This window comes from Roseitalea sp. (genome assembly GCF_984466335.1).
The window spans coordinates 1-11410 of record NZ_CFIFWG010000028.1; the positions used below are offsets into that span (position 1 = coordinate 1).

Consider the following 11410-nt stretch of genomic DNA (forward strand, 5'->3'; position numbering starts at 1 on the left):
ACCATCTCGATGCTGCCGCCGCCCCGATCGCCGGCGACGCCGTCGGGCGCGCGGAAGGCGGAGATGACGCCGTAGGCCGAATAGCGCGCCTCCTCGACACCGGTCAGGATCCTGATCTCGCTGCGCAGGATAGCCTGGGCGCGGACGATGAAATCGGCGCCGTTTTCAGCGTCGCGCGCGGCCGCGGTGGCAAGCACATGCAGCGTGGCCACACGCGCCTGGTCGGCCAGCGCCCGGTAGCGGGACAGGGCGGCCAGGGTTCGTTCGACGGCGGCGGCGTCCATGCGGCCGGTCCGGGCGATGCCCCGGCCAAGCCCGCAGGAAACCTTCTCGTTGAACAGAACGGCCGGCGCCCGGACCATGCCTTCGTAGATCACGATCCGCACCGAGTTCGACCCGATGTCGATCACGCCGACGGGCGCGCGGTTCTTCAATCGGCCCTGGGCGTCTTCGGTTTCAATCACGGACCAAAGCTCCGGCGACGTTGCCACGCAACCTGCGTCACACCTCGTTCTGATCGCGTTTGCGATGCGCAATCAAGCGCGGCGCCGACGATTTCAACGACTTTCCGCGACCCGACAGGCTGGGATTGGTCATGAAATAGGTCTGGGCGTCAAACGATTCCTCGTCCTGGCCCGGCTCGATGCGGCGCGAACGGCCGTTTTCGAGCACCTGATAGCTCTGCTGGTTGTCGAGCAGGTTGGCCAGCATGATTTGGCTGAGCACCTGCTCGTGCACGGTCCCGTTTTCAAGCGGCACGAGCGTTTCGACGCGGCGGTCGAGGTTGCGCGGCATCAGGTCGGCCGATCCCATATAGATCACCGCGTCTTCCGAGGGCAGGCCCTGGCCGTTGCCGAAGCAATAGATGCGCGAATGTTCGAGAAAGCGTCCGACGATCGACTTGACGCGGATATTGTCGGACAGGCCCTCCACCTGCGGCCTCAGGCAGCAGGTGCCGCGCACGACAAGGTCCACCTCGACGCCCGCGGCGCTCGCCTCGTAGAGCGCGTCGATCAGGCGTCCGTCGACCAGCGAGTTCATCTTCATCCAGATGGCCGCGTCCCGGCCGGCGCGCGCATGCCCGATCTCCGCCTCGATCAGGCCCAGCAGGCGGTCGCGCATATGCATGGGCGAAACGGCCAGCTTCATGTCCTCGGGCGGATCGGCGTAGGAGGTGATGAAGTTGAACACCTGCGCGACATCGTGCGCGATCACCGGATCGACGGTGAAATAGGACAGGTCCGTGTAGATCTTGGCCGTGATCGGGTGGTAGTTGCCGGTGCCCAGATGGACATAGGAGCGAAGACCGTTCTCCTCGCGCCGCACGACCAGCGACATCTTGGCGTGGGTCTTCAGTTCGACGAAACCGAAAACGACCTGCACGCCCGCCCGTTCCAGATCGCGCGCCCAGCGGATGTTGGCCTCCTCGTCGAAACGCGCCTTGAGCTCGACCAGCGCGGTGACCGACTTGCCGGCCTCGGCCGCGTCCATCAGCGCGCGCACGATCGGGCTGTCGTTGGAGGTGCGATAGAGCGTCTGCTTGATGGCGATGACGTCGGGGTCGGCGGCCGCCTGGCGCAGGAACTGAACGACGACGTCGAAGCTCTCGTAGGGGTGGTGGACGATGATGTCCTTCTGGCCGATCGCCGCCAGGCAGTCGCCATTGTGCTCGCGGATGCGCTCGGGAAAGCGCGCCGTATAGGGCGGATAAAGAAGGTCGTCGCGCGGGATCCTGACGATCTCGGAGACCGTGTTGAGCGCAAGAATGCCGGGCTGGACGGATATGCGCGCCTCGGGCACGGCCAGCTCGTGGGCGACGAACTCGCGCAGCATGCGCGGCATCTCGTGGTCGAACTCGATGCGGATCACCTGGCCGCGCCGCCGCCGCTTGAGCGCGCTCTCGAAGAAGCGGACCAGATCCTCGGCCTCTTCCTCCACCTCAAGATCGCTGTCGCGGATGATGCGGAAGGTGCCCTGCCCCCGGATCTCATAGCCCGGATAAAGGCGCGCGATGTAAAGGCCGACAATGTCCTCAAGCGATATGAAGCGGTAGCCGGGCGCCTCGGTGGGCAGCGCCACGAAGCGCGACAGCGCCGTGGGCAGGCGCAAAAGCGCGTTCATGACCTTCCTGGTGGCGCGGTTGACCAGTTGAAGGGCGATCGAGAAGCCAAGATTGGGGATGAACGGGAACGGATGCGCCGGATCGATCGACAGCGGCGTCAGGACCGGAAAGATGGTCTGGAGGAATTCGTCCTCAAGCCATTCGCGGTCGGCCTCAGACAGGGTCTCGGCGCGCACGATCTCGATGCCCTCGCGCACCAGTTCCTCGCGCAGTTCGGACAGGACGACCTGCTGCTCGGTCTGGAGCCGGCCGATCTCCTCAAGCACCATGCGCAGCTGCTCCTCGGGCGCGCGGCCGTCGACCGAACGCTCGGACACGCCCTCGCGCACCTGGCCGGCAAGGCCGGCGACGCGCACCATGAAGAATTCGTCCAGATTGGCCGCCGAGATCGACAGGAAACGCATGCGTTCGAGCAGCGGCTGGCGCTCGTTGCGGGCCTCGTCGAGAACACGCCAGTTGAACTGTAGCCAGGAGAATTCGCGGTTGATGAAGCGGGCCGGATCATCCTTTGCGATCAGCGCGACCGGCGATGTCGGCGCGCCGTGCACCTCGCCCTCATTGGCGTAGTTGTGAGCGACGTCCTGAATGTCCGTCTTGTCCATGGTCGACCTGTCCACCTTGCGCGCCGCAGCGGCCCTGTTTCACAATTACCACGTTTTGGTGGCGGTGCGAGCGGCGAATGCGGGCATGGCTAAAGCGACAGCCGCCGGCGTTCGTCCTCGATGTGGCGCAGCACGTCGGCGGCCAGCGGCCGCGTGATCGAGGTCTTGCGCGCGAGCGCGGCCCGGTCGAGCCGGTCGACGACCCTCGCCACCGCCGACAGCGAGCGTTCGAGCCGCGCCAGCAGGTAGGCGATGACCGCCGGATCGACCGAGACCTGCCGGTCGGCGAACAGCTTGACGGCGACGGCGCGCAGCAGGTCCTCGTCCGGCACGCCCAGTTCGGCGCGCATCGCAGCGCGCAGGCGCGATGCCAGATCGGGCGTGGCCAGGGGCCAGACCGCCGGGTTGGAGGCGGCGGTCATCATCATCGTGCCGCCCGCGCCGCGCACCGCGTTCAGAAGGTGGAACAGTGCGGCCTCGTCGAGATTGCCCCGCGCCAGCCCGTCGGCCAGAACGGGCCGGCCCGCCCGCGCCGCTTCAAGATCGGCCGCCGACGGCCTTCCGGGCTGGGCAAGGGCATGGGCGCCGGCGATCGAGCGCCAGACGGCGGCAAGATGGGTCTTGCCGCTGCCGGCCGGCCCGACGATCACGGCGAAGGGCGCGGTCCAGCCCGGCCAGCCATCGACCAGGGCGGCGGCGGCCCGGTTGGCCCCGGTCACGATCAGATCGTCCCGCGCCAGGGACGGCACGGCCGCCAGATCGAGCAGCATCTGGCGATCGGAGGGGGTCACGGTCGCGGCCCGCCCGCTCACGCGCCCGGCTTTTCGGACGAGCCGGTGTAAAGATCGGAATCGAGGTAGCGCGAGACGGCAAAGCGCACCAGAACGCCGATCGCGGCGGCGGCCGGCACGGCGATCAGCATGCCGGTGAAGCCCATCATCGATCCGAACGCGAACAGGGCGAACATCAGCCACACCGGATGCAGGCCGACGCTCTCGCCGACCCATTTGGGCTGAAGGACGTTGCCTTCCAGAATCTGGCCGACGAAGAAGATGGCCGCGATCAGCGCGATCATCGGCCAGTCCGGCCAGAACTGGACCAGCGCCACGCCGACCGACAGGACGAGGCCGACGATCGAGCCGACATAGGGTATGAAGCCGATAATGCCGGCGAACAGGCCGATCAGCAGCGCGAAGTTGAGGCCGGCCAGCGACAGCGCGACCGCGTAGAAGACGCCCATGAACAGGCTGACGCAGCCCTGGCCGCGCACGAAGCCGGCGAGCGCTCCGTCGATCTCGGCGGCGATCGCGCGCACCGTCGCGGCATGATCGCGCGGTATGCAGGAATCGACGCGTTCGACCATGCGGTCCCAGTCGAGCAGCATGTAGAAGGCGACCACCGGCGTGACGACGAACAGGCTTGCGATGTTGATCATCGCCAGGCCGGACGACCAGATGCCCTGCGCCAGCCCGGCCGCGACGCCGGCGCCGCGGGCAAGCAGCTCCTCAAGCCCGGAGGGAATCTCGCCCGGGCCGGCCGGAAGATAGCCGTTCAGCCAGTCCGCGCGGGCCAGCAGCCCCGCGGACAGTTCGCGCAGGCGCGTCAGATAGTCCGGCGCCCCCGCGATGAAATCGATCAGTTGCGTGCCCAGGACCGGGACGATCACCAACAGCGACAGCGCGAACAACAGAACGAACAGGGCCAGGATGGCGATCGTGGCGGCAAGCCGCGACAGGCCGCGCCGTTCCAGGAAATCGGCGACGGGGTCGAGGAAATAGGCGAGCGCGAGGCCGGCCAGGAACGGAAACAGGATCGACCGGAACATATAGAGGAACACGATGAGCGCACAGAGCGCGCCGAGCCAGAAGACGGTCTGCCGGCGCAGGGTCCGCGCGGAAATGTGCTGGGTCATCGTGAATACCCGCCTTGGCCCATGTGCCGGACAAACACCACGCCATAGGTGGCAAAGGAGGCCAAGGTCAAGGCGGCGGTCGCCCAGATCAGCAGGTCCTTAAGGCGGCCGGGGTCGAACATGAAGGCATGGGCGCCCATGACGAGCGCGACCAGGGCGATCTGGAAGGCGGTCGTCGCCTTGGAGACCATCATGGGGCGGATCGTCAGCGCCTTGCCGCGCACGAGGGCGACCCCGACCCCGATCAGGATCAGCGTGTCCCGCGACACCGCCAGCGCCACAAGCCAGGCCGGCACGAGCGACAGCACCGCCAGGATGACGAAGCCGGTGACCAGAAGCGCCTTGTCGGCGACCGGATCGAGCCAGGCGCCGAACACCGAGCTCTGATCGAACCAGCGGGCGATGATGCCGTCGACCGCATCCGAAAGGCCGGCGATCACGAACAGCCAGAAAGCGGCCTGCCAGCGGCCTTCGAGCATCAGCCATGCCAGAACCGGCACGGCGGCGATCCGCGCCAGCGTGATCGCGTTCGGCACCGTCAGCAGCGTGGCGCGCGCGGGTTTGTCGAGTGTCATGGCCCTCAATATGGCCGGTCGCCCGGCCCGTTCCAAGACGGTCGCGGCCGGCGCGGCGGACAACCCGCCTTTTCTGTGGCCAGGCGCCGCCGGCGATGGCGCCGGCACCGGCGATCGCCTAAGAGCAGGCGTACGGGCATGGCGGAGACGAGCATGAACCAGCCGGATCGGAACAAGGGCAGGAACGGGCTGACCTATGCCGGGGCGGGCGTCGACATCGATGCCGGCAACGCGCTGGTCGAGGCGATCAAGCCGGCGGTCCGGTCGACCGCCCGGCCCGGCGCGGACGGCGCCATCGGCGGGTTCGGCGGCCTGTTCGACCTGAAGGCGGCCGGCTTCGCCGATCCGGTGCTGGTCGCCGCCAATGACGGGGTGGGCACCAAGCTCAAGATCGCCGTCGAGACCGGCATCCACGACACGGTCGGCATCGACCTGGTGGCGATGTGCGTCAACGATCTGGTCGTCCAGGGCGCCGAACCCCTGTTCTTTCTCGATTATCTGGCCACCGGCGCGCTCGATGTGGATCAGGGCGCGGCCATCGTCGCCGGGATCGCCGAAGGCTGCCGACAGGCCGGCTGCGCGCTGATCGGCGGGGAGACGGCGGAGATGCCGGGCATGTATCGTCACGGCGATTACGATCTGGCCGGTTTCGCCGTCGGCGCGGCCGAGCGCGGCGCGCTCCTGCCCCGGCGCGATGCGATGCGGGCCGGCGACGCGCTGCTCGGGCTCGCCTCCTCGGGCCTTCATTCGAACGGCTTTTCGCTGGTGCGCCGCATCATCGAGAGCGGCGGCGCGGCGCTCGGCGATCGGGCGCCGTTCGATCCGGGCCGGCGGCTGGGCGAGGCGCTTCTCGAACCCACGCGCATCTATGTGCGGGCCCTGCTCGCCGCGATCGGGCGGACGGACGCGATCACCGGGCTCGCCCACATCACCGGCGGCGGGCTGACCGAAAACGTGCCGCGCGCGCTGCCCGACCATCTGGCCGCCGACATCGATCCGGGCGCCATCGCCGTGCCGCCGGTCTTCGCCTGGCTGGCCCGCGAAGGCGGGATCGCCGCCGACGAGATGTTGCGCACCTTCAATTGCGGGATCGGCATGGTCGCGATCGTCGCCGCCGACCGGGCCGAGGCGGTCGCCACCTGCCTGCGCGAGGAAGGCGAGACGGTGGTGCCACTCGGCCGCCTCGCCCCGCGCGAGGGCGCGCCGGTCACCTATCGCGGGGCGCCGGCGCTTTGAGCGCGCACGACCGCAAGCGCCGCGTGGCCGTGCTGATCTCCGGGCGCGGCTCGAACATGGTCGCGCTCGCCGATGCCTGCGACGCCCCGGACTATCCGGCCGCGATCGCGGGCGTCATCTCCGACAGGGCCGACGCGGCGGGGCTCGAAGCGGCGCGGGCGCGCGGCATTCGCGCCCTCGCCCTGCCCCGCGCCGGCTTCGACGGCAAGGCGGGCCATGAAGCGGCGATCCACGATCAGCTCGTCGCCTGGCGCGCCGAACTGGTGTGCCTGGCCGGCTTCATGCGGCTCTTGAGCGCGGCGTTCCTCGCCCCCTGGCAAGGCCGCATCCTCAACATCCACCCCTCGCTGCTGCCGCGCCACAAGGGGCTCGACACGCATCGGCGCGCGATCGAGGCGGGCGATGGCGAACATGGCTGCTCGGTGCACCACGTCACCGCCGGCATGGACGAGGGGCCGGTCATCGCACAGGCACGGCTGCCGGTTCTGCCCGAAGACACGCCCGGCACGCTCGCGGAGCGGGTGCTGGTCGAAGAGCATCGCCTCTATCCGCGGGCGCTGCGCGCGCTGATCGAGGCGCACGGCGCGCGGTAACCGCTTGGCGCCCGCCGCGCGGCTTGCTATGGCTTGGCCGCGCCGCCCGCCAGACGAGACCCCTCATGCCCACACTGCTCTATTCGCCCGCCTCGCCCTACAGCGCCAAGGTGCGCATGGCGGCCAGACATCTCGACCTGCCCGTCGACGCCGAGACCGTCACCACCGGGGAGGAGCCGGACGTGCTGATCAAGGCGAACCCGCTGGGCAAGATCCCCACGCTGACGCTCGACGACGGCACCGCCCTGTTCGACAGCCGCGTCATCATGGGCGAACTCGACCGGATGAGCGATCACGGCCTTTATCCGCGCAATCGCGACAGGCGGCGCGCGGCCGAACGGCTCGAAGCGGCCGCCGACGGGCTATGCGATGCGCTGCTCGCACAAGCCTATGAGCGGCGCATGCGCCCCCAAGAAAAGGTTCACACGCCATGGCTCGACTATCAGGCGCGCAAGGCCAGGCGCACGTTCGACTGGCTTGAGAGCGAGGTGCCCGCCCTTCGCGGCCGGCTGCACGGCGGCCATTTCGCGCTGGCCGCGGCGCTCGGCTATGCCGACCTGCGCTTTGCCGGCATGAACTGGCGCCGCGGGCGACCGCGCCTGAGGCGGTTTGTGTCCCGCTTCGCGGACGCCTTTCCCGATCACGGCGCCTATATGCCGTCCTGAACGAAAGGGGCCGTACCCTGAGAGCCGCGCCCTCGGGTTACGGCCCCGCCGGACGCGGCCCGGTCGAGGCGCTCAGAACCTCAGGCCGATGCCCGCGCGCACGGTGTTCTCCTGAAAGCCCGACGAGACGACGGTGCCGCCGAGATTGAAGTCCCTGGCCTGGTAATCGGTGTATCGATATTCGAGCCGGCCGAAGACGGTCTCGGTCAGAAAGGCTTCGGCGCCCACCCCGACGGTCCAGCCAAGATGGGTGTTCCGGTCGGAGCCGGCGGGCGCGGTCACCTCGGCCTGGGTGAACGCGCCGCCCGCCGTGCCGTAGATCATGAACGGATCGAAAGCATAGCCCAGGCGGGCACGCAGCGAACCGAACACGCCCTGCTCGGCGGTCGCGCCGGCCCGTGTGCCTTCAACGCCCGAATAGCCCAGGTCGGCCTCCGCGCCATAGACGAACGCGCCGTTCTGGAAGTTGATGCCGGCGAAGGCGCCGCCGGCGAAACCATCGGCGTCGATGTTGCCGGTGGTGGCGTCGAACGTGCCGAAATCATAGCCCGCGAACGCGCCGGCATAAACGCCGGACCAGGTCGCGACGGGCGCGAACGTGGTCGCCGGTGCGAGCGGCGGCGCGGGCGGAAGGTCGATGGCATCGGCGGCGCGGGCGGCCCCCGTCGCCGACAGGGCGGCGAGCGAGGTCGCCGCCAGAAGGGTCAATGTCTTGGTCATCTGCAAACTCCACGACTTTTCTTGGTCCCCATGCGGCACAAGGCCGATATGCGGGAAGCCCCCAAGCTTCAGCCCACCAGATGATCCGCAAATGCGGCAACGGCATATCGCAAATGAGGAATTTCAGTGACGCAAATGTGGCGCTTCCGCCTTGCGGCAAAGGACCGGACCGGGCCTTGCGGCGCCGAACCGAAATTCGTGCGCGCGCGGTTTTATTTGCGCAACGAGTGCGTATATAGGCGGTCCGACCCGCCCGCCCTTTCGTGATCCCATGATGTCGTGATCCCATGATGCTGTTCGACATCGCCATGCTCGCCGCCGGACTGGTGCTGCTGTTCTTTGCGGGCGACTATCTGGTCAAGGGCGCGGTGGGGCTGGCCAAGAATCTGGGCATTCCGGCGCTGCTCATCGGGCTGACGATCGTCGCCTTCGGCACCTCGGCGCCGGAACTGTTCGTCGCGCTGCAATCGGCGCTGAGCGGGGTTCCCGACATTGCGACCGGCAACGTGGTCGGCTCGAACATCGCCAACGTCCTTTTGGTTATGGGCCTGCCGGCGCTGATGTCGCCGATTCGCGCCAACCAGCGCGGTCTGTCGCGCAACGCCGCGATCATGCTCGTGTTCACGGTCGCCTTCATGTGGCTGATCGGCGACGGGCTTTTGTCGCGGCCGGAGGCGGCCGGCCTGTTCGGCGGCCTTCTGGTGTTCATCGCAGCGCAGGCCTGGCGCGCCCAGCAGGCGATAGCGGCCGCCGACGAGGACGAGGTGCCCGGCGATTATCACGAGGAGATCGGCGAAGCGCCGCACAATCCGGCGCTGATCGCGGCCTATCTGGCCGGCGGCATCGTCGGTCTGCCGATCGCGGCTCATTTCACGGTTGCCGGCGCCTCGGGCATCGCCGTCACGTTCGGCGTTTCCGAAGCGGCGATCGGGCTGACGATCGTCGCCATCGGCACCTCGCTGCCGGAGCTGGCCACCTCCCTCGCCGCCGCCCTGCGCAGGGAGACCGACGTCGCGCTCGGCAACATCATCGGCTCGAACATCTTCAATATCGCCGCCATCATGGGCATTACCGGCATGGTGATCGCCGTGCCGGTCTCGTCCGACATCATCGTCCGGGACAATTGGGTCATGCTGGTCACGTCGCTGCTGCTGGCGATAATCTGCTTTGCCCGCATCACGACCGGAAAAACGATCGGCGCGGCTATGCTCGCCGCCTATGTGACCTATGTGGTGATGGTGTTCTGAAAGAGCGTTGCGAGGGCGCTTGGCCGACCGGACATATAAAAGACAGACACCCGCAGCGCTCGTGACCGGCGCCTCAAGGCGGATCGGACGGGCGATCGCCACCGATCTCGCCGCGCACGGCTTCGACGTCGCCATCCACGCCAGTTCATCCATCGAAGAGGCGCGGCGCCTTGCGGCGGCGCTGTCCGGCAATGGCCGAAGGGCCGCGGCGCTGTCGGCCGACCTGACGGACACGGCGCAGACGCGGGCGCTGATCGACCGGGCGGCCGAGGCGCTGGGCCGGCCGATCGCCCTGCTCGTCAACAACGCTTCGGTCTTCGTCGACGATGCGGTCGGCGCCCTCGACGACACCGTCTGGGACGCCCATTTCGATCTCCACGTCCGGGCGCCCGTCCTGCTGGCGGGGGCGATGGCGGCGGCGCTGCCGGACGAGGGGGACGGCCTTGTCGTCAACATCGTCGACCAGAGGGTCCGCCGGCTGACGCCGCGCTTTTTCTCCTATACGCTGTCCAAGTCCGCGCTCTGGACGGCGACGCAGACGATGGCGCAGGCGCTCGCCCCGCGCATAAGGGTCAACGCCATCGGCCCCGGCCCGGCGCTCAGGAACCCGCGCCAGTCGGACGCCGATTTCGCCGCGCAGGCCGGAGCGGTGCCGCTCGGTCGCGGCCCCGGCCTGGGCGAGTTCGGCGCGACCATCCGCTATCTTTGGCAGGCGCGATCGGTGACCGGCCAGATGATCGCGCTCGACGGCGGCCAGCATCTGGCCTGGCGGACGCCCGACAGCATCGGCGTGGAGTAAACGCCCGGACCGGTGCCGCGCGCCACTTGAACGGGGCCGCCAAAGCGGCCCAAATGAACACCATGGACCGGATGCAGGACAGCGATTCCAACATCAAGGCGGCCAATGCCGTTTCGGGCAGGACGCTCGCGCGCGATCTGGTGTGGGAACAGCAGACCGCCTCGGAAAGCGGCCTGTCCGGCCCCGATCTGATCACCGCCATCGCCAAACGGCTGCCGAACCGGCCGGGCGTCTACCGCATGTTCAACGCGGCCGGCGACGTCCTTTACGTCGGCAAGGCGAAATCGCTGAAGAGCCGGGTGACGAGCTATGCGCGCCTGGGCGGACACACCAACCGCATCGCCCGCATGATCGCCCGAACCGCATCGATGGAGTTCGTCACCACGCGCTCGGAGACCGAGGCGCTCCTGCTCGAAGCCAATCTGATCAAGCGCCTGCGGCCGCGCTTCAACGTGCTCCTGCGCGACGACAAGAGCTTTCCCTACCTCATGCTGAGCGCCGATCACGACGCGCCGGGCCTTTTCAAGCATCGCGGCGCGCGCAGCAGGAAGGCCGACTATTTCGGCCCGTTCGCCTCGGCGGGCGCGGTGGGCCGGACGATCAACGCGCTGCAAAGAGCGTTCCTTTTGCGCACCTGCACCGACAGCGTCTATGAGAGCCGCACGCGGCCCTGCCTGCTCTATCAGATCAAGCGCTGCTCGGCGCCGTGCACGGGCGAAATCGCGATCGAGGACTATGGCCGGCTCGTGGAGGAAGCCAAGGCGTTCCTGTCGGGCAGGAGCCGGGCGGTGCAGGCGCAGATGGCCCGCACCATGCAGGAGGCGTCCGACGCGCTCGATTTCGAGCGGGCCGCGCTCTATCGCGACCGGATCGCGGCGCTCACCACCATCCAGAGCCATCAGGGCATCAACCCGCAGGGCATCGAGGAGGCCGACGTCT

Annotated in this window: 12 protein-coding genes; 6 read left to right on the forward strand and 6 right to left on the reverse strand. The window is 68.4% G+C overall.

Translation table 11 applies throughout. The features are described from left to right. From AC5E6L_RS04295 to AC5E6L_RS04315, 5 genes are all read right to left on the reverse strand, one after another. A partial coding sequence (locus AC5E6L_RS04295) for a Ppx/GppA phosphatase family protein (protein WP_491771508.1) occupies positions 1–464 on the reverse strand: 464 nt, incomplete at its 3' end. A gap of 37 nt (positions 465–501) precedes the next feature. Continuing rightward, positions 502–2724, reverse strand: coding sequence for an RNA degradosome polyphosphate kinase (locus AC5E6L_RS04300; protein WP_491230827.1), 2223 nt, complete (start codon positions 2722–2724; stop codon positions 502–504). A gap of 89 nt (positions 2725–2813) precedes the next feature. Continuing rightward, a complete protein-coding gene (locus tag AC5E6L_RS04305) occupies positions 2814–3515 on the reverse strand; it encodes an HdaA/DnaA family protein (RefSeq protein WP_491771510.1) in 702 nt (233 codons plus the stop codon). Between the two features lie 17 nt (positions 3516–3532). Further along, on the reverse strand, positions 3533–4636 hold the full coding sequence (locus AC5E6L_RS04310) for an AI-2E family transporter (RefSeq protein WP_491771512.1): 1104 nt from the start codon (positions 4634–4636) through the stop codon (positions 3533–3535). Then, complete coding sequence (locus AC5E6L_RS04315; RefSeq protein WP_491228775.1) at positions 4633–5211, reverse strand: CDP-alcohol phosphatidyltransferase family protein; 579 nt, start codon at positions 5209–5211, stop codon at positions 4633–4635. Before AC5E6L_RS04315 ends, AC5E6L_RS04310 begins: the two co-directional genes overlap by 4 nt. Before the next feature lie 153 nt (positions 5212–5364). Between AC5E6L_RS04315 and purM the strand changes: the two genes are divergently transcribed. The 3 genes from purM (at position 5365) to AC5E6L_RS04330 (ending at position 7705) form a co-directional block, all read left to right on the forward strand. Further along, positions 5365–6447, forward strand: a complete 1083-nt coding sequence (gene purM / locus AC5E6L_RS04320) for a phosphoribosylformylglycinamidine cyclo-ligase (RefSeq protein ID WP_491771514.1) — start codon at positions 5365–5367, stop codon at positions 6445–6447. Further along, entirely contained in the window at positions 6444–7040 is a 597-nt protein-coding gene (gene purN, locus AC5E6L_RS04325; protein WP_491771516.1) for a phosphoribosylglycinamide formyltransferase, read from the forward strand. Before purM ends, purN begins: the two co-directional genes overlap by 4 nt. A 65-nt stretch (positions 7041–7105) precedes the next feature. Continuing rightward, positions 7106–7705, forward strand: a complete 600-nt coding sequence (locus tag AC5E6L_RS04330; RefSeq protein ID WP_491771518.1) for a glutathione S-transferase family protein — start codon at positions 7106–7108, stop codon at positions 7703–7705. 72 nt (positions 7706–7777) lie between these two features. On the opposite strand, the gene AC5E6L_RS04335 is transcribed toward AC5E6L_RS04330, so the two are convergent. Further along, positions 7778–8425: an outer membrane protein gene (locus AC5E6L_RS04335; protein ID WP_491228770.1), complete on the reverse strand. Its 648-nt coding sequence runs from the start codon at positions 8423–8425 to the stop codon at positions 7778–7780. A 287-nt stretch (positions 8426–8712) separates the two neighbouring features. Between AC5E6L_RS04335 and AC5E6L_RS04340 the strand changes: the two genes are divergently transcribed. From AC5E6L_RS04340 to AC5E6L_RS04350, 3 genes are all read left to right on the forward strand, one after another. Next, the gene (locus AC5E6L_RS04340; RefSeq protein ID WP_491771520.1) at positions 8713–9672 is read left to right on the forward strand and encodes a calcium/sodium antiporter; all 960 of its coding nucleotides are present in this window, start codon (positions 8713–8715) and stop codon (positions 9670–9672) included. A 19-nt stretch (positions 9673–9691) separates the two neighbouring features. Next, positions 9692–10471, forward strand: a complete 780-nt coding sequence (locus AC5E6L_RS04345) for an SDR family oxidoreductase (RefSeq protein ID WP_491771522.1) — start codon at positions 9692–9694, stop codon at positions 10469–10471. A 239-nt stretch (positions 10472–10710) separates the two neighbouring features. Further along, the coding region (locus tag AC5E6L_RS04350; RefSeq protein WP_491771540.1) for a UvrB/UvrC motif-containing protein at positions 10711–11410 on the forward strand (700 nt) is incomplete at its 3' end.

Bases quoted from the DNA above. Each gene is read 5' to 3' on its own strand.
- AC5E6L_RS04300 (WP_491230827.1), bottom strand. From the start codon at position 2,724: ATGGACAAGACGGACATTCAGGACGTCGCTCACAACTACGCCAATGAG.
- AC5E6L_RS04310 (WP_491771512.1), bottom strand. From the start codon at position 4,636: ATGACCCAGCACATTTCCGCGCGGACCCTGCGCCGGCAGACCGTCTTC.
- AC5E6L_RS04315 (WP_491228775.1), bottom strand. From the start codon at position 5,211: ATGACACTCGACAAACCCGCGCGCGCCACGCTGCTGACGGTGCCGAAC.
- purM (WP_491771514.1), top strand. From the start codon at position 5,365: ATGAACCAGCCGGATCGGAACAAGGGCAGGAACGGGCTGACCTATGCC.
- AC5E6L_RS04330 (WP_491771518.1), top strand. From the start codon at position 7,106: ATGCCCACACTGCTCTATTCGCCCGCCTCGCCCTACAGCGCCAAGGTG.
- AC5E6L_RS04335 (WP_491228770.1), bottom strand. From the start codon at position 8,425: ATGACCAAGACATTGACCCTTCTGGCGGCGACCTCGCTCGCCGCCCTG.
- AC5E6L_RS04340 (WP_491771520.1), top strand. From the start codon at position 8,713: ATGATGCTGTTCGACATCGCCATGCTCGCCGCCGGACTGGTGCTGCTG.